Origin of the sequence: Runella salmonicolor, from assembly GCF_024158025.1 — a bacterium.
Classification (GTDB): domain Bacteria; phylum Bacteroidota; class Bacteroidia; order Cytophagales; family Spirosomataceae; genus Runella; species Runella salmonicolor.
Genome location: NZ_JAMZEL010000008.1, coordinates 180,309 through 201,990 on the forward strand (window position 1 = coordinate 180,309; position 21,682 = coordinate 201,990).

Here is a 21,682-nt window from a genome sequence, read left to right on the forward strand (position 1 = left end):
TTCGGTAAATCATGACTGACAATGCTTTACCGAAAGTTCGTCCCCCCGAATCACCTGCGCCCCTTTGTGGAATGTTTTTTCCTGTGGGAAAATAGTTTGTTGTTGTCTAAACCCTTGCCCATCGAGTCGCCCCCGACGGGCTTTGCTTCAATGGTGTTTAACTACGGCACACCCTATCGGGTAACTTCCCAAAAACTAAACGGTGGCTTGGTTCCCAAAAATTTCTTGACGGGGCAGGCTACCAAAAGCTATCAACTTCAACTTTCCGGTAAAATAGGCATGGTGGGTATTGTATTTCGGCCTGCGGGCTTAAATACGCTGTTTGGATTGCCGATGTACGAGTTTTCTGACGAGCGCACCAACCTCCGTGACGTGCTGGGGCGTCATTTGGACGAATGGTCCGACAAAATAGAGGAGGCCGCTTCTCCTACCGAACGCATTGGCTTGCTTGAACAGTTTTTAAATCTTCAGTTATTACGTAAAAATCCTGAACTCGACCGCATAGACTACGCCGCAAACCTGATTGTGGAACAGCGGGGAGTGGTCAATATCAGCGACATGATGAACGAGCTTTTTGTGTGTCGTCGGCAGTTTGAACGCAAGTTTTTACAGAAAGTGGGTGTAAGTCCCAAGTATTACGCCCGCATTCGTCGGGTAGGTAGTTTATGCAGTGAACTAGCCCAAAAACGTTGGCAAATTGCTGATTGGCAAGATATTATCTACAAAAACGGGTACTATGACCAATCCCACTTCATCAAAGAGTTTACGGAATTTACGGGAAAAAGCCCTTCGTTTTACGTAAAAAACAATGTTGAATTGGCCAATTACCTGAAATGATAATTTTGCACAATTGAATTTTCCAGATTGGTAAAAGAGTAGGATTTTACGGATGTTTTCGCATCAGAAAGTAGTTGCATATTTTTGTGCTAAATTTGATCTAAAATCGCTGCTTTATCATGAAAGTCGAAGCCTTCCAGATTGCCGAAGAAATTGATTTGAAGAAATTTCGAGCAGAATATACCACGCCTCCTCTCATTGCCAACAGTTCGGAATTATTATACCAGCACAACGAAAATCAATTTTTTTACCTGCTGAGCTACGGAGTGGTTGCGTTTGCGGGCGTAGATAACTTGGCAGAAAGTGCCCTGCTCAAATTTATTCGCACCTATGCCAAAGACCACGTAACAGAAGACTATCGCGAAGATGTTGCCGTAAATGTTAAACCCGACTCAGGGGTGATTTTTGACTATAATTCCATTACGATTCCCGAACTATCTCCCAATGCCCTACGGCTGATTATGCTCAACATTTCCCAATCGGTTGCCTTGGATTATTATGAGGCGCTAAGTGACGAAATTTTGAAAAATACCAAAAAAATGACGCGCCAGCTGGAGCAAACAGGCCGTTTGAGGGGTTCTCAGAAGGAACTGATGCAGTTTATTGGCAAGACACTCAGTATCAAAAACAGCATTGTAGACGACCTTTACATCTTTGATGCCCCTGACAGCGCCTGGGAAAATGAATTATTGGGACGTATTGACGACGCTATCAAACGTACGCTTGACCTTCGAATGCGCTACCGTGATATTGATTATAAACTAAAAATTGTCCACGAAAACCTGACGGTTTTTACTGATATTCTGCAAAATAGAGAAAGTACGCGTCTGGAATGGATCATTATTATCCTGATTATGATTGAGGTTGTACATCTTTTTTGGAAGTAGAACTTGCCTAAACCGAAGATTTGAACGCGGAGATTGGTGTCTAAATAGGTGCTTTTAGTACCTTTGTGCCATTAAAGGCTAACTCCCTTTCAAACTCAGATGCAACAGACACTCCAATTAACGCTGCCGCCCGAGACGGCGATGGACGAAACGGCTTTTCGTCAATATATTGTTCAAACCCTTCATCTTCAGGATACAGACACCCTGACGGTTCGGAAAACCCGCCAATCCATTGATGCACGTTCGCGCCAAATCAAGGTAAATGTACAGGCAGAAGTCTACGCCGACGAGACCCCCCCACCCGCCATTGCTTACCAAAAAGACTACCCCGATGTTTCTCAAAAACCGACCGTTGTAATTGTGGGCTGTGGCCCCGCAGGAATGTTTGCGGCATTGCGTTTGGTGGAGCTGGGCTACAAACCTGTGTTGCTCGAAAGGGGCAAAGATGTTCGCGCGCGGCGGCGCGACTTGGCCGCCATCAACAAAGACCACGTCGTGCACCCCGACTCAAATTATTGCTTCGGTGAAGGAGGAGCGGGGACGTACTCGGATGGGAAATTATACACGCGCTCCAGCAAACGTGGCGATATTAGGCGCATCTTGGAAATTTTTGTTGCGCATGGCGCGGCCGAAGAAATCCTGTATGATGCGCACCCTCATATCGGAACCAATAAACTTCCGCCCCTTATCGCAGATATGCGTCAAAGTATTCTGAACGCGGGCGGTGAGGTGCATTTTGAAACCAAAGTCACCGATTTTATTTTTGCCGCATCGTCAACGAGTGCCAATCAACAGGCTGAAATAAGAGGCGTTGTCACTGCCGATGGACGAGAGTTTACGGGCATTGGGGTGATTTTGGCCACTGGGCACTCCGCACGTGATATTTTTGAATTATGTCAGGTCAAAAACGTGTTGATTGAAGCCAAGCCCTTCGCGGTGGGAGTGCGCATTGAACACTCCCAAAAATTGATTGATTCGCTTCAATACCATCGCCCCGACCGTGGAGCGTATTTGCCTGCGGCCTCATACAGCTTGGTGACGCAGTCGCAGCATAAAAATGTACAACGCGGCGTTTTTTCCTTTTGCATGTGTCCAGGAGGGTTTATTGTCCCGGCGGCTACATCGCCTGGCGAATTAGTGGTCAATGGCATGTCTCCCTCGCGTCGTGATTCGCGTTTTGCTAATTCAGGCATGGTTGTGAGTATCGAAGACGTTGATTTGAAGCCGTATCAGGCTTTCGGGGCGTTGGCGGGATTAGAGTTACAAAGAGCGATTGAACAACGCGCTTGTGCGCTCGCGGGCGGCGGACAAACCGCGCCAGCACAACGCGTGCTAGATTTTGTCAAAAATAAAACTTCACCTGAACTGTTGGATACTTCCTATCAACCGGGGCTTTTGTCAATGGATTTGCGTGAATACCTGCCCGACCACATTGCGGAGCCGCTCCGCCAAGGATTGCAGGATTTTGGCCGAAAAATGAACGGTTATGTTTCCAACGAAGCCCAGCTTATCGGGGTTGAAAGTCGCACGTCGTCGCCGGTACGGATTCCCCGCCACCGCGACACTGCCGAGCACGTTCAGACTCAACGGTTGTACCCCTGTGGCGAGGGAGCTGGATATGCTGGCGGAATTATGTCGGCCGCGCTGGATGGTACTTTTGTGGCCGAACAACTGGTCAGCAAATACGGTAAATAAACCCGTTTGTTCTTATTTTATCAATTCTCTTTTGCCCAAAATCAGTACGCTTGATAAATTGTTTTTGCAAAAATGGTTAGTTTATGAACTATCTATTACTTTAGCCAAAATAGAGTTAATAGATTGTTTATATTTTAATTTGGTCAATGCCTTTTAACGATTTTATCCATGCGCTTGATGCCCAACTCCGACAACCGTTGCCGGGGCAGGAGGCACATGTTAAAATGGCATCAGCTACGCGACTGCGACTCAAGGTTCAGCCCAACGAAAAAACGCGGCGCTCCGCCGTGTTGATTTTGTTTTATCCGCATCGTGAGCACATTCTTCTTCCCCTCATTTTACGGCCCAAATACGACGGTGTTCACGCGGGACAAATGGCCTTTCCGGGCGGACGTTATGAAAAAACGGATGAAAACCTCATCAGAACCGCCCTGCGCGAAGCCCAAGAAGAGATTGGCATAAAAGCATCGGATGTACAGATATTAGGAAAACTCACCGAATTGTTTATCCCTCCCAGCAATTTTTACGTACTGCCTGTGGTAGGAAAGTTGGCTTATAAGCCCGATTTTTACCCCGACCCCCGCGAAGTTGAGGCCGTTTTGGAAGTAAATTTGAATGAACTTCTGGACGAGACTATCGTTGGTTTTACCGAACTTGAGGTGCGCGGCGTCACGATTGAGGCACCTTTCTACGATATTCAGGGGCACAAAGTATGGGGTGCTACCGCCATGATGATCAGCGAACTCCTGACGGTGATTCGTCAATAACGCTTCATTTAACAACTTTTAAGAAGGCCGGTTCGTCGCCTTTAGGCTGAATTTGCTATTTTTGGCACGCCTTTGGATAACTAAGGGGAAATAATAGATTTTTTTCGGCAAAAACCCCCTCCAAAAACTAACATCCAATATTCTCTATATGTCTAAATTTAATCGAATCAACACCCTAACTGGCTGGCTTGTTTTTGCGGTAGCGCTGGTCACTTACCTGCTTACCGTTGAGCGTACGGCCAGTTTTTGGGATTGCGGCGAATTCATCGCCTGTTCTTACAAACTTCAAGTTCCACACCCACCCGGAGCGCCACTTTTCCTACTTATCGGGCGGTTGTTTTCGATGATGGCCATGGGCGATGTAACCCAAGTGGCTTATTGGGTCAACATCGTTTCGGTGATGTCTAGTGCTTTTACCATTTTATTTTTGTTTTGGAGCATCACGCTTTTGTCACGGAAATTGCTTGGCAAAAAAGACGAAGATCTTAATTTGGGCGAAACCATCGCCGTGGTAGGCTCTGGATTGGTCGGCGCGTTGGCGTACACTTATTCAGATTCCTTTTGGTTTTCGGCGGTCGAAGCCGAAGTATACGGATTGTCTTCCTTTTTCACGGCCATCGTGATTTGGGCCGTGTTGAAATGGGAGCGCATCGAAGATGACGCCGCGGCAAACCGTTGGTTGATTTTTACGTTCTATCTGGTCGGTCTTTCGATTGGGGTCCACTTGCTCAACTTGGTCACCATTCCCGCACTCGCTTTGGTATATTACTTCAAAAAATACAAAAATCCATCTTTGTGGGGCGGTATCGCGGCTTTTGTGGGCGGTCTGGTTGTGTTGATGATTATCAACTCGGGTGTGATTGTGTGGCTGCCTTCTACGGCGGGTAAATTTGAAATTTTCTTTGTCAATACCCTCGGGGCACCGTTCTCGGTAGGTATCGTTTTCTTCCTTCTATTATTCGTTGGGACGTTGATTTGGGGAATTCGTTATACGGCCAAAAAAGAAAAAGAAGTCTGGAATACGGCATTGCTTTCTTTTGCTTTTGTATTGATTGGCTATTCGTCGTATTTCCTTGTATTGGTGCGCTCTAATTTTAACCCTCCTATCAACGAAAACGACCCTAGCGATGTAATCAGCTACGTATCGTACCTCAAACGCGAGCAGTACGGAAGCCGGCCTTTGTTATTTGGGCCAGTGTTTACGGCGCGTCCTGTCAACTCTGAACAAGGAGAGCCTATTTACCGCAAATCAAACGGTAAGTATATCATTGCCGATTATCGTCCAGAATATGTGTACGAGAAAAATCAGCAGATGCTTTTTCCTCGGGTACACAGCAACCAAATGAATCACCCGCAGCTCTACCGTGATAAATTGGGATTGGCCGAAGGGCAAAAACCAAGCATGGGCGACAACCTGGAGTTCTTCTTTTCTCACCAGTTAGGACACATGTACTGGCGTTATTTCCTGTGGAATTTTGTCGGCCGTGAAAGCGACGAAGAAGGCGCTGGCGGTTTGCGTCCGTGGGATACCAACCAAGGCCTTCCCGACGTCATGGCTAATAATCGCGCCCGTGATAATTTTTACATGATTCCGTTCCTCCTCGGATTGTTGGGGATTGTGGCGCAGGCATTCCGTCGTAAGCAAGATTTACTTGTAACGGGACTATTGTTTATGATGATGGGCGTGGCGTTGGTGGTTTATCTCAACTCTCCACCCGTCGAGCCCCGCGAACGTGACTATATCTACGTGGGTTCCTTCTACATTTTTGCGTTTTGGATTGGGTTGGGCGTCATGTTTATTTATGACTTTCTGACCAAGATTCTCCCATCAGCGCCTGCTCGGGCGGGTTTAGCCACCGTTATTGGTTTATCAGCGCCGCTTTTGATGGGTGCCAAAGGCTGGGACAACCACGACCGTAGCAATCGTTATCATTCGGTTGATTTTGCCAAAAACTTGCTCAATTCCTGCGCTCCCAACGCGATTTTGTTTACGGGTGGCGACAACGATACTTTCCCGCTTTGGTACGTTCAGGAAGTAGAAGGTTTCCGTACCGACGTTCGGGTGTGTAACCTGAGCCTGTTGGGCACCGACTGGTACATCGGTCAAATGAAGCGCAAAACCTACGAATCTGACCCACTGCCGATTTCGTTGGAATACGAAAACTTTGCGGCGGGCAAAAACGACATCGTGCCTTTCTACGAGATGCCAGCCGTTAAAAACGGTATCAACCTCAAAGAATACATGGCGTTGGTAAAACAAAACAATGCGGCCATTCAGGTGCCATTGACCAGCGGTGAGATGACCAGCATCCTCCCTTCGTCGGTATTAGTGTTGGGTATCAATCCAAATGAAGTTCGTAAGCTGAACATTCTGAAGCCTGAATTGTCGGCTTTTGTAAAAGATACCATGCAGTGGACCATGGGTAAGCGTGATTTGTACAAGTCAGACCTCATTATGTTGGACATCATTGCGACCAACGATTGGAAACGCCCAGTGTATTTTTCAGGTACTTTGACCAATGATAACTACCTGAATTTGAAAGAATTCATGCAGTTGGAAGGATACGCGTACCGTTTGTTGCCCGTTCGTGTTCCTGGTGCTTCAGATGGTTACGTAAATACAGACATCATGTCTGAAAACCTCATGAAGAAAACTTTCTGGCGCGAATTGGACAACACCAATGCTTATTACGATGGTACTTACAAAGGTTCGCCGGCATTTTCGGCCCGTATTGCCTTTATGCGTTTGGTTGATCAGCTGATTCGTGAAGGGAAAACGGAAAAGGCCAAAACGGCGCTTAATTTTATCCTTACCAAAATGCCGGATAAAACCATTCCCTACGATCAGATTACGGCCAACTACGTGAATTACTTGTTTGCGCTGGGAGAACCCAAAAAGGCCCTCGAAATTGCGGAAGTAATGAGTCGCCGTGCGGAAGATATTCTTAAGTACAACCAACAGCACGGGGTAAATCAGGATACAAATATTCAGTTGTACATCCTCCAAACGCTCGCCAATGCGTGCCGCGAAGGAAAACAAGAGGCCCAAGCCAAAAAATACGAAACCTTATTGCAGCAATACATGACTGCATTGGGTGGCTAGCATCGTTGGTTTGAATCCACAAAAAAAAGGTAGCGGAATCATCCAGCTACCTTTTTTATTGCATTTTTTTTGGAAAGTTACTGTTTCGTAGCCCCCAAAAAAAGCAATACCCAGCCCACAATCATGAGGGTACCGCCAATTGGCGCCACGGCGCCAAATGCTTTGATGCCTGTAAAACAAATGGTATAAAGCGAGCCTGAAAAAACAATGACCCCGCCCAAAAATGAATAGCCAGCCCAATGGTACCACTTGGCAGAAGTAACTGCGGTATTTTGGAGCAAAATGCTGATCAATATGAGCGCTAATGCGTGGTAAAATTGATACTTCACGGCCGTTTCAAACGTATCCATCCGCCCAGAGGCTTCGAGTGTGGGTCGGAGGGCGTGAGCGCCAAAAGCACCTAACGCGACGCCCAATGCGCCTAAAATGGCTCCCGACTGTAGAAAAAATTTAGTTGACATTACGGTAAATCAAGGTTTGAATCGCTGATAACTGAGAAGACTTGGCCCAAAAATAGCCAACATTGTTGACGCTCTGGTACGATTTTGGCTAAAATTCTCAATGAATTGCGCCGAATACTAACTGTAATGGATAAAACACGAGATTTTATCACCTAAAAATCCGTTTTTAACCTAATTTTGCGTTAATATGTCAGTTGAATAATATTGATTAACAGTGATTTGGTTGTTATAAATAAACTAAATCATTTTTTGCCAAAAGAATAAAGTCTCAGCTTTGTATGGATGTTTCTGCTTTAAAGGCCCTTTGGGTTCATCGTTTTCGTAAATACACTTACATTTTGGGTGAATACGCGGGGGCATTGGGCGTAATTGTCCGTTTCCTGATTCTTAAGATTTCGTTGAAAGGACGTAGAAAAATGGTGGCAATTTTGCGGACTGAGCATTTTGGTGACATTGTCGCCGCCGAGCCTATCGTCCGTCAAGTGCGGGCGCTTATCCCCAATGCTTACATCGTTTGGATTGTGCGGCCTGTATTTAAAGAATTGGTAGAAAGACATCCTGAAGTTGATAAAGTGTGGGCACAACCTTCTGTTTTACAGCGACTACTGGTGTGTGAGTCGGGTATTTTTGAGCAAGTATATAACCTAGAATTTTGGCAAAGTAACCGAGATTCTATAAGCGAAGATGTGCACGTCAACCGTGTAGCGGCGCAGAAAGATATTACCGTTTTTAACTATTTTGAGAAAGGAAACCTGCTCTCTATTTTTCAGCAGTGTGCAGCCTTGCCCATTATCGATGATGTGCCCAAAGTGTTTATCAACGATGCTGACCGCGCGCGGGTGGACGCATTGCAATTGCCCAAAAAACTGATTGTTATTCATTGCAGTTCCAACTATCCCGCCAAAGATTGGTCGGTAGAAAACTGGCATAAACTTGTCAACTGGTTAATGCACGAAAAAGGCTATTATGTAGCCGAAATCGGCTTAAAAAATGTAGTTGAGAGTACGGATGCACACTATTTGAATTTGTGCGGAAAATTTTCCATTTTACAAACGGCCGAAATCATTCGACGCGCCCGATTTTTTATCGGTATCGACAGTGGTCCAGCACATTTGGCCAATGCCGTTGACACTTTTGGGATATTATTGTTTGGTCAGTTAAACAACTTTGATACCTATATGCCTTACTCTGGTCACTATCAAAATGGCACCAAAGCCCTGCTGATTCGGGAGTCGGGTAAGACTTGTGCCGAGTTGGATTATACACTGGTCAGAGGAGAGATTGAAACAATTTTTGACCGAATTCCTACCGTCGCATCTGTTTTGTAGGACATTTGCTATCAATGAGTTAAAGAAAAATCCAAATTTTTGTTTCCAAAAGCACTTTCAGAATCGTAAAAATAGGCTTATCATTGTAGTAGATTTTGCCACATGGACAACGATAAATCATACAATTTCCTTCAAAAAAAATCCCTTGGGAACAGCTCCCGCCCCAATCCTAGCAATCGTTGGCTAGAAAATGGGACGAGTATGGGAAAATTGCCCCCACAAGCGTTGGAGTTAGAGGAAGCGGTGCTGGGAGCTTTGATGATTGAGAAAGATGCGCTCAATTCGGTCATTGATATTTTAAAGCCTGATAGTTTCTACAAAGAAGCGCATCAAAAAATATACAATGCGATTATTACTCTTTTTACAAATTCAGAACCCATTGATTTATTGACGGTTACGACTCAGCTACGTCAATTGGGTACGCTTGAAGTGGTAGGGGGAGCGCAATATGTGACGTCGTTGACGACCAAAATTAACTCGGCGGCCAACATCGAATACCACGCACGTGTGGTTGCTCAATCGGCCATGAAGCGTGAGATGATTACGGTGGCCTCCAAGATTTTACAGGACGCATTTGAAGATACCATCGACGTTTTTAACCTCCTTGATACCGTCGAGCAGTCGCTGTTTAAGATTTCAGAGTCAAATATTCGGAAAAACTACGCCGACATGAGCACGCTCATGAACGAGGCGTTGAAAGAACTCGAACGTCGCCGCGAACAAAAGGACGGTTTGACGGGGGTTCCTTCTGGTTTTACGCAACTCGATCGCTTAACTTCGGGCTGGCAACCTACCGAATTAATCATTTTGGCGGCACGCCCTGCCATGGGTAAAACTGCTTTTGTGGTTTCGTCGCTTCGCAACGCGGCCGTTGATTTTGGGATGCCGGTAGCCATTTTTTCGCTGGAAATGTCGGCCGTACAGTTGGTCAATCGTATGATTTCGGCCGAAGCCGAGCTTGATAGCGAAAAACTAAAAAAAGGAAATCTAGCCCCCCATGAATGGACGCAGTTGCACCAACGCATCGACCGCTTGATGCGGGCGCCCATCTTTATTGATGATACTCCTGCGCTTTCTATCTTAGAATTACGCGCCAAATGCCGCCGCCTCAAGCAGCAGCACGACATACAGATGGTCGTGATTGACTACTTGCAGTTGATGCAGGGCGACGGAGGCAAAGGCGGTGGAAACCGTGAACAAGAAATTGCTTCTATCTCGCGGGCGCTCAAAAACTTAGCCAAAGAATTGAATGTGCCAGTGATTGCGCTGTCGCAGTTGAGTCGTGCGGTAGAAACCCGGGGCGGAGATAAGCGACCGCAACTATCCGATTTACGTGAATCAGGCTCTATTGAGCAGGATGCCGACATGGTTGCTTTCCTTTATCGTCCTGAATATTACGGATTTACGCAAGATGAAGCCGGCAATTCGGTGCAGGGTATCGGTGAGGTGATTGTTGCCAAAAACCGTAGTGGTTCGTTGGATACCATTCAATTGCGCTTTATCGGTAAATACACCAAATTTACCGATTTGGACGGCTATTATTCGGCCAATCCTGGCAATAATGCCCCGCTAAACACGGGTAGTATTCCTGCCTCTTTTGATACACCTCCTGCCGCTGGAGGAACATTTCGTAGCAAAGCCAATGATTTGGGCGCGATGAACTTCCCGCCGCCAAATCCTTCCGAAGAACCTCCTTTCTAGGGGCATACAATGTGCATCAACCTGAAAACCTTCAACGATTCGTTCAGGGAGTGGAACGAAAAACAAACTACGGACGAAGAATCGTTTTGGTGGGCAGCTGAATCTGACGAAGAATCAGTACCAGTTGAAGTTGTTGCGGGCACCTCTGAAAGATCGAACCTCCATGACCAACGAACCGACCCAAAGGTCGACTTCTACTTTAATGGGAACCTTGTTGGCATCGTCGGAAACCCAAATTCGGATTGAATTTTCTCCTTTAAATAGTTGGTTATCAGGCATAAGAGGCGTTAGTTTTAACGCTTTTATTTTTCCAAATTTGGTCTTAATTGTGTCTTTTCCTCGGTATTTTACTTTTAATTTATAGACCGAAGATTCCAGAAAAGTAGGGACATCGACGACGTCATTGGGTTGTAATTTGTTGAAATCCAGCGTTCTCAAATAAAAATATCCGCTAATGGCATCCTGAATATGATTGGGAACGTCAAACTTTTTGGTGCCGTTTTCATCGGTTACCACGGCATCGTCAGTGGTGTGATTGAAAAGGGTCGTTTCTACTTTTCGGTAATTGTTTTCCTGAATATTTCGGTAAAATTTCTGAGATACAATGGCCGATGTATCCATCCATGATTGCCATTCATCACGTACTTTAGCAAACCAACTAAAGGCCCCGAGTGTGGTGCCGACAATGCTTATTTTATAGCAGGGGCGACCATTAACGTACTGAATTTGAGGGCTTACGTCGACCACGGCATCTGCCGCATTGAAAATGCCGTAATGAACACGGTACTCAAAATGCTCCCCTACACCAAAGCTAGTTTGAGCCACTCGGCGATAAGAATCTTTGGCATGAAAAGCTGGGAAAATCAGCAATACCCATAAGGCTATGACACTGCGTCGAAGCATACATTCATTATTTTTGTTAACACGGCAAGTGTATTTTTTGAGGTCTCGTTTAGGGTCCTTAAATGTACGATTAAAAGCCCAAATCGGTTTTAAGGCAAGGATTTAATGAGACGATTCGTATACACCCCAAATTTACAATTAAACGCAGATAGAAGTTCAAAATTGTTCCTAAAAGGAGGTAGGGTACTTCGTTTTTAAGTACGAAAGATAGGCGCGAAAGTTCCCTTTAAACCTTTCATTAAACTCTTTATTGAACTGATTTTGTTGAGAATGGTACGTAAGGTACCCAATAAAAAACGCGTTGTTGGGTAGTTTCTTGCCGCGCCACGGGTATTTTTTGCCAACCAATCCCCCCAAAAGCGTATCCGAACTTTGGACAATATGTTGAATTTTGGTCGTTTTGAGACTGTCTTTGAGGGATGTAGCAAGCGAAGGCGTAAATTTTTTATAGAGGCTATCCAGTTGATTGGCCCCGCGTACGATGTGCTGACTGAGGGCGTCGTTGTAGCGTTTTCGAAATTCATAACGTTCAAGCTGCGGTGCGTTCTTTCCGTATTTGGCTTCCATAAATCGCACCGCCCCGTAGTCGCCGACAAAGCTTGCCAGATTTTCATTTAATTCCAGATTATCCTTGACAAAGAGCGTGCCGTGAGTCATTTCATGGATGATGAGGTTGGCTAGACTACCTTCGCCCCGGTAGAGCATAGAAGATAAAATCGGGTCTTTGAAAAACCCCAAGGTACTCCATGCCGATACTTCGTTGATTTGGGTGTCAAATCCTGCTGCTAGGAGCGTTTTCTCTTCGGTGTTGGCGCGGGTGGTATCAAAAAAACCTTTGTAAGCAAACGTCCCGATGATGGGGAAGCTCCACTGCTTGGGCTTCATTTGGAATTTTTCACAGGCGGTAAGCACCCATAAAATGGGTTTGCCGCCTTGGTCATAAAATTCGGTATAACTGCCCGAAGAATCCAATCCGAGTGAATCAATGGCAAATTGCTTGATTTCACCGATGAGTTTTAGCCGCTGTTTGAGCGAGTCGGGGAGGGTAGGGTCCTGTAAAACTTCCGCTACTGGGCGGGTATTGAACAAAATACTCACCTGTCCTTTGGCCTGCATGTATCCGTAACTAATCAGTTCTCGATAGATGATACCGAGGACGACGAGCACAAGCAAAACAACGAGGAGGGCTTTTTTAAGCATTTGGGTTGCATTTACATTAACGTCCTTGCGGGATTCCTTTGGTTTCCCAAGCTTGCAAAATCTGCTTCAACTGCTTGTATTCAATCAAAAAACCGTCGTGACCGTAGAGTGAGTCAATTTCTTGGTACTCAGCATCGGGAATGTGTCGGGCGAGGAATTTTTGTTCGCTGGGTTGGAATAAAATATCCGAACTGATTCCCACCACCAGCGTATGCGCTTTTACTTGCGAGAGGGCATTGGTTACGCTCGGGCGGTTGCGGCCCACGTTGTGCAAATCCATCATGCGTGAAAGTGTCCAGTAAGAAAACGCATTGAAGCGGTTAGCCAATTTATCGCCTTGGTATTGCTGATAGGTAGCCGCTCGGAAATGATCGGTTTGTTCGTTGCTGTCGCGGGCTTGGGTAAAGTCGTAGGTGTCATAATTGCGGTACGACAGCAGGGCAATGGAGCGCGCCACTTTCATGCCTTCGATGCCTGCGTCGGGGCGGGCTTCTTGCCAAGTGGGGTCTGCTTTGATGGCCATGCGTTGCGATTCATTGAACGCAATTCCCCACGGTGAGTGGAGGGCATTGGTGGCAATCAGGACCAGATTTTCGATTAAATCGGGTTTGATAATGGCCCATTCGAGGGCTTGCTGCCCGCCCAAAGAGCCGCCCGCCAAGGTATGAATGTGCTCAATGCCAAGGTGCTCACGGAGCAGTTCAAAAGCGTAGATATTGTCCCGGATGGTGATGTCAGGAAAACTCTGAAAGTAAGGCGCTTTTGTCTTGGTATTGATACTCAGGGCGTTGGTGGAGCCGTAATGCGAGCCGAGCACGTTTACGCATATAATAAACCAATCCTTGGGGTCATAATGAAGTCCGGGGCCTACCAACCCGTCCCACCAATCGGTAGGGTCAGAGCTGCCCGTGAGGGCGTGGCAAATCCATAAAACATTGCTGCTGTCGGCATTGCGGGTGCCGTGGGTAGTGTACGCCAATTGGAAGCCTGCCAGTTCGCCGCCCAGTTCCAAAGGAAACGTGTAAGGATATTTGAATAAAGTAACTGCCAAGGTTCAAAAACAATTAAAAGTGGTTTTGTTGTTTCAGCGTTTTCAATTTCAAAGGGATAGTAACGGCCCAGTGCATCTTAACGAAAAGATGACAAACGTGTGTTGCGCAAAAGGCGCATTTGTTTTTCCGGGAATCTTAACATGAATGTTTCGATTTATATCCCCTGAGGGTCGTTTTTGCGACCGCTTAGGTAGGAATTAGCACCTTATCTCGTGTATTTGGAAACAGGTTGCCAGAGGTTCGCGGAGCCTATTCTCTCCCCCCTTCTTTATAAATCAATCGCTGTGCATAATAGAAGCAACTGACTTGATGGTGCAATATTACAGCGCAAAGGGCTGAATCCAAAATAAATCAGAAAAAACTCGTTGTTCCAATCCAAATTTCTTCATCTTATTGTAGCTTTGTCATAGAAAACTCTGCCCATAAATATGGTTTACCGTTTTAAAAAAGAAAATGCAGCCCGCCGTCCGGGGGTAACTACCGTGGGCGATGCCATCAATAAAATGTTGGAAATTTACCGTCTACGCGGGAAATTTGATGAGTCGTCGGTGAAAGTGTATTGGGAAAAACTGGTAGGCAAAGAGATTGCTTCGCGTACTTCGGATATTTACGTAAAAGACAAAGTCCTGTTTCTGCGACTGGACTCGGCCCCCCTGGCCAACGAATTGGTGATTGCCAAACGCAAACTCATCCAATCCCTCAACGACTCCTTTGGTTATGAATTGATTACCGATATTGTGTTTATTTGATGGTGATGGTAAAGCCCTGATGTTTTTTAAAAATCGGTGTTAGATATTTTATCTGGCCTCAGAATTCCACCCGATAATTCACGACTGGCAAAATCCCGAGCTGGTACTGCTGAACCACCTTACGTTGAAGAATATCGTAGTAACTGAATGCTTCATTTTTGGTACTCGTCACGTTTTGAATATCAATAGACCACGTCCGAGTGTAGTTAGGTTTGTTGCGTTTCCAGAAAATGCGCAAGTCGGGACGGAAATAATCCTTTAACTTAATCGTGTACAATTCCGTGGCTTTGTACACCGTTTGGGCCGCACCTTTCGAGGCTTCCAAATCAATCGGAGAATCGCGGTAGCCACCTAGCCACAAAACCCGTACATTAACGCCAAACGTACGGTTAGGACGACGATGAAACTCTTTTCCTCCTGCCAAACTGAATGTATGATTGCCATTAAAGCGCGTATTGCGGTCGACTCCATCTTGTCCTTTATACCTCGAATTATACAATGAACCCGTGATAAGTGCGTAAAAATTATTTTGCAGCAATTGTTGATAGGTTACTTCGATACCGTAATTTTTGCCAGTACCCGTGTTGGCCAATTCTCCATCCGTAAAACCTTCCAACAGATTCAAAGTCGAGAAAGCGGGAATGACCCGGTAGCTCACAATCGACGGATTCTTGGCCACGGGCACATTGTACAAGGATTGATAATAAACTTCTACTTTCAGTGAAGAGAGCGGCGAAAGGCTTTGCTCATAGCCCGCTACGAAATGTTGTGCTTTGGTAAACCCTAAACGAACATTGGGAAATACTTCGTCGCGGGTGGCTGAGTTTTTGAGGGCCAAATACGTCTGCGGCAGTTGTAATTGACTGTGGAGGCCGTACGATAAACTAAACGCGGTACGTTTATTGGCGCTATAACGCAGGGAGGCACGAGGCTCCAGCGAATTGGTTTGATTGTAGGTATATTCAAGCCAATGAAGTCCCAGCTGCATCGTCAATCGTGGGGCAATTCGCCCCGTGAGGTTGATGTACGGCTGAATAATCAGTCCCTTCATGCCACCCCTTGCAATCCCCCGATTGCTGATATTAACCGAATCTTGCTGATACGTTAGGTACACGCCTTCTTGCAACTGCCACTGCGCATTGAGTTTATGAGAGAGGGTCGTCGAGAACGAATAGCGTGTTTTTTTGAAAGCATCCAACTGAACAAAAAAGCGATTATAGGAGATTTTCGAAAGCACATAACCTTCGCGGCGCGTCTCCAATGCCGAAGCCGCCAACACCGTACGTAGGCTAGAATTTCGGCCTACTTTCATTTGATGCGTCATGCCGATGGCGCCCATTCGGTTTTTAAATTCAATGTCAAATCCGTCTTTTTCAACTTCCCACAACAGCGTATCACGCTCGGCCTTAAACATATTACTACTCGCGCCTCCCATTCCAAACACGGTAAAATGGCCCGCTTTTCGGGTAGGGAACGATAGATTGAACGAAAGGTCCTGAAAACGAATGTCTTCTCCGCCAAATTTGACGCCCATCGCAGCCAATAGTCCCGTGAATGAATAGCGATAATTGACCAGATACGATGATTTATTTTTGCGGGAAATAGGCCCCTCGGCCGATAAATCAATGCCAATCAAACCCGCCTGCGTCGTAAATTCATGTTTTTGGTCATTGCCTTTGCGCAAATGTACGTCCATCACCCCGCCCAAGACATTGCCGTATTGAGAAGGAAAAGCTCCCGTCAAAAAGTCGGCGCGCTCCATGAGTTGCGCACTCAAAATATTGGTTCCACCGCCCGATTGCGTCGGTCGGTCGCTAAACGTACCCGCATTGCTGAGGTGATTGGGGTTCACAATCTCAATGCCTTCTAACCGCCACTGCGTTCCCGTCGGAGAATTGCCGCGAATGACCAAATTATTGGCTTGGTCGTTGGCCGCTACTACACCCGGAAACGACGTAGCGAGGCGGGCGGGGTCAAAAAAGGTAGCCGCATAGCGCAACGTTTGTTCAATAGTAATGCTCTGTATGCTATTTTGCGAAACAGGACGGGCGGTGCGCACAACCGCCTCAGCGAGTTGTTGAGGGCTTTCTTTGAGGGAGATGGTTAATACTTTCTCTTTTCCAGCCTCCAATAAAACCTCGGGGATAATGGTCGTTTCGAACCCTACGCTGCTTATTTGGACCGAATACCGGCCGATAGGAATTGCCGTAAATCGAAAACTACCGTCGGCCTCCGTGATGGTGCCTTTGTCGGTGCCCGTCAATGTAACGTTCGCCCCCGCAAGCGGCTGATTATTGTCGATGTCCAACACCACGCCCCGCAACGTTTGGGTAAGGGTTGTTTGTCCAAAAAGTGAACCAGAAAAGCAAAAAACGGTCACCAGAAGAAAGAAGCTGACAGTTACCGAAAAATTCAAATGAACAGTGGATATATGTTTCATCAATATACTTGCGTTGTTTAATACCAAATGTAAACTTAGTATTAAGGAATTTAGTTATCAATCAAAGTCAAAACAATGAGCCTCAAAACAACCGAAGCCAAGCTTTACTACGCCCTGTACGATTTTTTCGAAGCAGAAGGGTTTCGACTGTTGATGGACAAAAAACAATTTCGCAAAAATACACCTGCAGGCTTCACAAACATCATTTTTTCGGTTTCTGAATACGAAAAAGAAAATGATGCGTGGATTGAGGTTCACATTGGATGCCGTAATGATCAGGTAGAACAAATAGCGCAGCAGTTTTTAAATGCCAATTTGGTCGATTTTCGTTCTGACGTCAATACCATTATCATCTCCACGGGCAAATACAACGACGTCAATTATTTCCGTTATAAAATTCAAAATGACGAAGATTTGACCGATGCCTGCGAGTCAATCAAGGAGTTTATGCAGCTTTCGGGCTTTGGCTTTCTTGCTTCCATTACGCACGTGGGCGACATTGACCGCATTCTGAACCTTATGCCCCAAAAGTCGTCGAAATACCTCTATAATCAGGTACATCGCTGTTTTAAGGGAATTGTAGCTGCCAAACTCAACAACAGCCCGCAGTTTGACCGACTCATTGAAATATACCGAAACTATCTCTCTAAATTTGGCAATGACGTCGAACGCGCCAATTACGACCGTCTTGTTGCCTATTTGCAGTATTACGGCAATAATTAATCCCCTCACTTCAACTTTCTAAATTACTGACAAAAGTCAGTTTTCTACGTTGACAATACTCATATATTAGCGACAGTCCCCGACGCAATTTTGGGCAAATACAAATACCCATTGTATGTCGCAATCCATTTCACCTACTGTCGAAGTCGCCTGCTATCATTGCGGAGCCGACTGTGAAGAAACCGTCATTGTCCACGATAACAAACCCTTTTGCTGCGAAGGCTGCAAATTGGTCTATGAGTTATTGCAGGAAAACGAACTGTGCAGTTACTACGATTTTACAAAAAATCCGGGGGTTTCGCCCGATAAAAACTACTACAAAGGCAAATACGCTTACTTAGACCTTCCAGAAGTGCATCAGCGCATCATTCAATTTACGGATGGCCGCCAAACGCACATCAACTGGTACCTGCCACAAATGCACTGTAGTTCGTGCGTTTATTTGCTCGAAAACCTCCACCGATTGCAGGAAGGCGTCATTTCGGCGGTGGTAAATTTTCCAGAAAAGCGGGTGCGGATTATTGTTGATGAAGAAAAAATCAAGCTGAGTCAATTGGCTGAACTGCTGACGTACATCGGATACGAACCCTACATCAGTCTTCAGGATGTTGAATCTGACCAATCCCCCAAAACCAACCGAACGCGTTTATACAAAATCGGTATTTCGGGATTTGCCTTCGGCAACGTCATGATGATGAGCTTCCCCGATTATTTTGGATTGGGCGACACCCAAACCGACCAGAAGCTGCAATCCCTGTTTAGTGTTTTTAGCGTGGTGCTGGCGTTGCCCGTCTTTTTTTATGCCGCTTCGGATTTTTTTGTATCGGCTTGGAAAGCCATTCGGAAACATTATTTGAACATTGACGCCCCTATTGCGTTGGCTATTTTGGTCACGTTTGTGCGCAGTTTGTACGAAATCGGCACCCAAACGGGCGTGGGTTATCTCGACTCCATGACTGGCATTGTGTTTTTTATGCTGTTAGGGCGGTATTTTCAAGACAAAACCTACTCGGTTATTTCGTTTGACCGCGACTATAAATCCTATTTCCCCGTGGCCGTGACGTTGTTGGGCAAAGAACAAGAAGCAATTACTAATCACCAATCACAAGTCACCAATCACCAAATACTCATCACTGATTTACAAGCGGGCGACCACATTTTGATTCGCAACAAAGAATTGATTCCCGCCGATGCGCGTCTGGTGAGCGAGCGGGCCATGATTGATTATAGCTTTGTATCGGGTGAATCAGAACCCGTGGAAAAAACGCGGAATGAAATTATCTACGCAGGTGGACGTCAGGTGGGTGGTGCCATTGAGTTGGAAGTCACCAAGCGGGTTTCACAAAGTTATCTGACGCAGCTTTGGAACAAAGATTCTTTCACCCAAAACAACCAAAAGCAGGACCGCGATTTGGTGGCGCAAATCAACCGTTATTTTACGTGGACGGTCTTGGGACTGGGCCTGGCGGGATTGGTCTTTTGGATGTGGGCGGGCGATTTGCCGCGCGGCATCAACGCCATCACCACTATCCTGATTGTGGCTTGTCCGTGCGCTTTACTGCTCTCCGATACTTTTACCAACGGCAATATTTTGGGGATGTTTGGCAAGCATAAATTTTACCTCAAAAATGCCAAAGTCATTGAAAGCTTATCAGAAATTGACACCGTTGTTTTTGACAAAACAGGCACCTTAACCTTGCCCGACGCGGGTCAAATCCAATTTATAGGCACGCCGCTTACGCGTATTCAGCAGCGAATCGTGCGTACGATGTGTGAGCAATCTTCTCACCCCCTGAGCCGGCTCATTTCTAAATCGTTGGCAGCCGTTCCCAAAGAAACCGCCCTGAAGGGCTTTCAGGAAGTTGAAGGCAAGGGAATTATGGCCAACTTGGGCGAAAACTGCCTTATAAAATTAGGGTCAGCCGCTTTTGTAGGGCTTGCGGAAGCTCCTGCCACGGCATCAAATGCTCACAGTAAGGTCTATTTTTCTTTTGGAGAACAACAAGTCGGTTATTTTGAAATTCACAGTTACTACCGTGACAACCTCCCCGATACGCTCCAAGCCCTCAAGCATAAAAACTATCAAACGTATCTTTTATCGGGCGACAAACCGACGGATGTAGCCTTGTTGGGCCATTTGTTTGGAGATGCTACGCACTTGCATTTCAATCAAAAACCCGAAGATAAGCTCACATTCATTGAACAATTGCAACAAAAGGGTCGCAAAGTGCTGATGGTGGGCGATGGCCTCAACGACGCGGGGGCTTTGGTCCAAAGTAACGTGGGCATCGCCGTTTCTGACAATATCAACAATTTTTCGCCCGCCTGTGATGGTATTTTGGAAGGCAGCCATTTGTCGTTTTTGCCCCAATACGTACGCCTCGCCAAAGCGGGTCGAAGCATCGTGGTTCAGAGTTTTATTATCTCAGTAGTGTACAACATCATCGGGCTTAGTTTTGCATTGACGGGCACATTAGCCCCCGTTATTGCGGCCATTTTGATGCCAGCAAGCTCGATTTCTATTGTGTTGTACACCACCATTGCCAGTAGAATTGCCACCGCAAGAGCGCTTTAACTTACTTATTACCAAACCCGAATCGCCACGGCATTGATGAGTCCGTTGACCACAAAGGCAAGCAAAAACGAAATTGGTATGGAAAATTCTCGGAGGAAAAACGCTTGTAAAAACAGGAACGTAGTAAAGCCTACCAGTCCAATCATAATGCCCCTGAGTATTGTGATGGTAGCGTTGCTTCCTTGAAGATAGTGCGTAAAAATGGCCAAAATGGAAGTAATAATGGGAAATGGAGTCAGAATACCGCTCCACGTAGGCCCCAACCCCTTGGCAAGTGCCGTAATGGCGAGTACAAAAAGGGTTGCTACCAACATGCGGAAGGGAATATCGAATTTAGGCGTTTTGGCTCGTTCGAGCGGGGGAGTTCCCGCGACTGGGAGTGGAAAATAGCGCAGCGCCGCCACAATGCTCAGGACAGCGACCCCGTAGATACTCCACAGGCTCAAATGAAGAGAGTCCAACAAAAGCGCCGCTGCAACAAACGCCCCGTAAGAAATAAAAAGCGTTGGCAACCAAGTAAGATACTTTGAAAGAAAAGCGTAGCAATAACAAAAACCAACCAACGACACGACGCCCGTCAGAATACCGGGAATGGCCCGTATACCGAAGGCCGTCCCCTGTTCCACAATAAAAAATACCAAAATAGGTCCAGCAACCCATGGCATACTTCCGATAATCCCTCCAATTTTATTGCCCCATTTGCGGCTGACGAGGGTAATCATTCCAATGACCATCGGCATCATGGCCAATTTAAAATATAGCGTATTCATCCAGAAACTATAAATATCAACAAAGGTACACAGAGAAAGTACTCAAAGTCACGCTAACGTTTTTTTGTGGGTAAAGGTGCCTTGCGGTGCGTTGAAGGCCTATTTCATAAATAAGGTACAGTACAATAATTGTCCTCATTTTTTAGGAGGGCCATCGTCCGTCAATTCGTCAGTCATTCGAAAAAGCTGATAAAAGTCAGTTTCAATCCCTGATATCCCTCATCTTTATTCGGAAGCGCTGCGGCTACTTTTGGGCAACCCGCTCGGAAGTGTAGCGTATCATTTACACCCCGACAAACGCAAAATTTAATACCTATGAGTGCTCTTATCCTTCTCCTTTCCGTCAGTCTGCTCGTGGCAGTCGGGTTTTTAATCGCCTTTGTGTGGTCGGTCCGAAAGGGTCAATTCGACGATGATTACACGCCCTCCGTTCGAATTTTATTCGACGACAATGAAAAAAATTCATCTCCTCAATCATAAACTCCTCAAAT

General features: G+C 46.0%; 17 protein-coding genes and 1 riboswitch. Of the genes, 11 read left to right on the plus strand and 6 right to left on the minus strand.

Annotation, left to right across the window (positions count from 1 at the left end; all coding sequences use genetic code 11):
- The first annotated feature begins 21 nt into the window (after nt 1-21).
- The 5 genes from NCI00_RS18980 to NCI00_RS19000 all read left to right on the plus strand — a co-directional run bounded on the left by NCI00_RS18980 (nt 22) and on the right by NCI00_RS19000 (nt 7,289).
- On the plus strand, nt 22-837 hold the full coding sequence (locus tag NCI00_RS18980) for a DUF6597 domain-containing transcriptional factor (protein WP_253530157.1): 816 nt from the start codon (nt 22-24) through the stop codon (nt 835-837).
- A 119-nt stretch (nt 838-956) separates the two neighbouring features.
- Complete coding sequence (locus tag NCI00_RS18985; RefSeq protein ID WP_253530158.1) at nt 957-1,724, plus strand: RMD1 family protein; 768 nt, start codon at nt 957-959, stop codon at nt 1,722-1,724.
- A gap of 99 nt (nt 1,725-1,823) precedes the next feature.
- Nucleotides 1,824-3,419 carry an NAD(P)/FAD-dependent oxidoreductase gene (locus tag NCI00_RS18990; RefSeq protein ID WP_253530159.1) on the plus strand — a complete coding sequence of 532 codons (1,596 nt, stop codon included), beginning with the start codon at nt 1,824-1,826 and terminating at the stop codon, nt 3,417-3,419.
- Between the two features lie 146 nt (nt 3,420-3,565).
- The gene (locus NCI00_RS18995) at nt 3,566-4,186 is read left to right on the plus strand and encodes an NUDIX hydrolase (RefSeq protein WP_166557910.1); all 621 of its coding nucleotides are present in this window, start codon (nt 3,566-3,568) and stop codon (nt 4,184-4,186) included.
- Between the two features lie 148 nt (nt 4,187-4,334).
- On the plus strand, nt 4,335-7,289 hold the full coding sequence (locus tag NCI00_RS19000; protein ID WP_253530160.1) for a glycosyltransferase family 117 protein: 2,955 nt from the start codon (nt 4,335-4,337) through the stop codon (nt 7,287-7,289).
- A 77-nt stretch (nt 7,290-7,366) separates the two neighbouring features.
- On the opposite strand, the gene NCI00_RS19005 is transcribed toward NCI00_RS19000, so the two are convergent.
- Nucleotides 7,367-7,750 (minus strand): DUF423 domain-containing protein, encoded by a 384-nt coding sequence (locus tag NCI00_RS19005; RefSeq protein WP_253530161.1) that lies wholly within the window; start codon nt 7,748-7,750, stop codon nt 7,367-7,369.
- 278 nt (nt 7,751-8,028) lie between these two features.
- Here NCI00_RS19005 and NCI00_RS19010 point away from each other — a divergent pair, with 278 nt between their 5' ends.
- The gene (locus NCI00_RS19010) at nt 8,029-9,078 is read left to right on the plus strand and encodes a glycosyltransferase family 9 protein (RefSeq protein ID WP_253530162.1); all 1,050 of its coding nucleotides are present in this window, start codon (nt 8,029-8,031) and stop codon (nt 9,076-9,078) included.
- Between the two features lie 102 nt (nt 9,079-9,180).
- Nucleotides 9,181-10,779, plus strand: coding sequence for a replicative DNA helicase (gene dnaB / locus NCI00_RS19015; protein WP_166557906.1), 1,599 nt, complete (start codon nt 9,181-9,183; stop codon nt 10,777-10,779).
- 114 nt (nt 10,780-10,893) lie between these two features.
- Here the strand turns inward: dnaB and NCI00_RS19020 are convergent, their stop codons facing one another.
- The 3 genes from NCI00_RS19020 to NCI00_RS19030 all read right to left on the minus strand — a co-directional run bounded on the left by NCI00_RS19020 (nt 10,894) and on the right by NCI00_RS19030 (nt 13,933).
- Nucleotides 10,894-11,682, minus strand: coding sequence for a DUF3108 domain-containing protein (locus tag NCI00_RS19020; protein WP_253530163.1), 789 nt, complete (start codon nt 11,680-11,682; stop codon nt 10,894-10,896).
- Nucleotides 11,683-11,850: 168 nt separating this feature from the next.
- The gene (locus tag NCI00_RS19025) at nt 11,851-12,882 is read right to left on the minus strand and encodes an aminopeptidase (protein WP_253530165.1); all 1,032 of its coding nucleotides are present in this window, start codon (nt 12,880-12,882) and stop codon (nt 11,851-11,853) included.
- Between the two features lie 16 nt (nt 12,883-12,898).
- A complete protein-coding gene (locus NCI00_RS19030) occupies nt 12,899-13,933 on the minus strand; it encodes a homoserine O-acetyltransferase family protein (RefSeq protein ID WP_253530167.1) in 1,035 nt (344 codons plus the stop codon).
- Nucleotides 13,934-14,085: 152 nt separating this feature from the next.
- A riboswitch (SAM riboswitch) is annotated at nt 14,086-14,211 on the minus strand.
- A 151-nt stretch (nt 14,212-14,362) separates the two neighbouring features.
- On the opposite strand from NCI00_RS19030, the gene NCI00_RS19035 reads away from it, so the two are divergent.
- On the plus strand, nt 14,363-14,683 hold the full coding sequence (locus NCI00_RS19035; RefSeq protein ID WP_114069995.1) for a DciA family protein: 321 nt from the start codon (nt 14,363-14,365) through the stop codon (nt 14,681-14,683).
- 58 nt (nt 14,684-14,741) lie between these two features.
- Here the strand turns inward: NCI00_RS19035 and NCI00_RS19040 are convergent, their stop codons facing one another.
- On the minus strand, nt 14,742-17,123 hold the full coding sequence (locus NCI00_RS19040; RefSeq protein WP_253530169.1) for a TonB-dependent receptor: 2,382 nt from the start codon (nt 17,121-17,123) through the stop codon (nt 14,742-14,744).
- 75 nt (nt 17,124-17,198) lie between these two features.
- Here NCI00_RS19040 and NCI00_RS19045 point away from each other — a divergent pair, with 75 nt between their 5' ends.
- Both NCI00_RS19045 and NCI00_RS19050 read left to right on the plus strand, forming a co-directional pair.
- The gene (locus tag NCI00_RS19045) at nt 17,199-17,846 is read left to right on the plus strand and encodes a hypothetical protein (protein ID WP_253530172.1); all 648 of its coding nucleotides are present in this window, start codon (nt 17,199-17,201) and stop codon (nt 17,844-17,846) included.
- A 115-nt stretch (nt 17,847-17,961) separates the two neighbouring features.
- The gene (locus tag NCI00_RS19050) at nt 17,962-20,421 is read left to right on the plus strand and encodes a heavy metal translocating P-type ATPase (RefSeq protein WP_253530175.1); all 2,460 of its coding nucleotides are present in this window, start codon (nt 17,962-17,964) and stop codon (nt 20,419-20,421) included.
- Nucleotides 20,422-20,429: 8 nt separating this feature from the next.
- On the opposite strand, the gene NCI00_RS19055 is transcribed toward NCI00_RS19050, so the two are convergent.
- The gene (locus NCI00_RS19055; protein ID WP_253530178.1) at nt 20,430-21,191 is read right to left on the minus strand and encodes a hypothetical protein; all 762 of its coding nucleotides are present in this window, start codon (nt 21,189-21,191) and stop codon (nt 20,430-20,432) included.
- A gap of 315 nt (nt 21,192-21,506) precedes the next feature.
- On the opposite strand from NCI00_RS19055, the gene ccoS reads away from it, so the two are divergent.
- Nucleotides 21,507-21,671, plus strand: coding sequence for a cbb3-type cytochrome oxidase assembly protein CcoS (ccoS, locus tag NCI00_RS19060; RefSeq protein WP_114070035.1), 165 nt, complete (start codon nt 21,507-21,509; stop codon nt 21,669-21,671).
- The last annotated feature ends 11 nt before the right edge of the window (nt 21,672-21,682 follow it).

Bases quoted from the DNA above. Each gene is read 5' to 3' on its own strand.
- NCI00_RS19050 (WP_253530175.1), top strand. From the start codon at position 17,962: ATGTCGCAATCCATTTCACCTACTGTCGAAGTCGCCTGCTATCATTGC.
- NCI00_RS19040 (WP_253530169.1), bottom strand. From the start codon at position 17,123: ATGAAACATATATCCACTGTTCATTTGAATTTTTCGGTAACTGTCAGC.
- NCI00_RS18995 (WP_166557910.1), top strand. From the start codon at position 3,566: ATGCCTTTTAACGATTTTATCCATGCGCTTGATGCCCAACTCCGACAA.
- NCI00_RS18990 (WP_253530159.1), top strand. From the start codon at position 1,824: ATGCAACAGACACTCCAATTAACGCTGCCGCCCGAGACGGCGATGGAC.
- NCI00_RS19025 (WP_253530165.1), bottom strand. From the start codon at position 12,882: ATGCTTAAAAAAGCCCTCCTCGTTGTTTTGCTTGTGCTCGTCGTCCTC.
- NCI00_RS19055 (WP_253530178.1), bottom strand. From the start codon at position 21,191: ATGAATACGCTATATTTTAAATTGGCCATGATGCCGATGGTCATTGGA.
- ccoS (WP_114070035.1), top strand. From the start codon at position 21,507: ATGAGTGCTCTTATCCTTCTCCTTTCCGTCAGTCTGCTCGTGGCAGTC.
- NCI00_RS19035 (WP_114069995.1), top strand. From the start codon at position 14,363: ATGGTTTACCGTTTTAAAAAAGAAAATGCAGCCCGCCGTCCGGGGGTA.
- NCI00_RS18985 (WP_253530158.1), top strand. From the start codon at position 957: ATGAAAGTCGAAGCCTTCCAGATTGCCGAAGAAATTGATTTGAAGAAA.
- NCI00_RS19010 (WP_253530162.1), top strand. From the start codon at position 8,029: ATGGATGTTTCTGCTTTAAAGGCCCTTTGGGTTCATCGTTTTCGTAAA.
- NCI00_RS19045 (WP_253530172.1), top strand. From the start codon at position 17,199: ATGAGCCTCAAAACAACCGAAGCCAAGCTTTACTACGCCCTGTACGAT.
- NCI00_RS18980 (WP_253530157.1), top strand. From the start codon at position 22: ATGCTTTACCGAAAGTTCGTCCCCCCGAATCACCTGCGCCCCTTTGTG.
- NCI00_RS19020 (WP_253530163.1), bottom strand. From the start codon at position 11,682: ATGCTTCGACGCAGTGTCATAGCCTTATGGGTATTGCTGATTTTCCCA.
- NCI00_RS19005 (WP_253530161.1), bottom strand. From the start codon at position 7,750: ATGTCAACTAAATTTTTTCTACAGTCGGGAGCCATTTTAGGCGCATTG.
- NCI00_RS19000 (WP_253530160.1), top strand. From the start codon at position 4,335: ATGTCTAAATTTAATCGAATCAACACCCTAACTGGCTGGCTTGTTTTT.
- dnaB (WP_166557906.1), top strand. From the start codon at position 9,181: ATGGACAACGATAAATCATACAATTTCCTTCAAAAAAAATCCCTTGGG.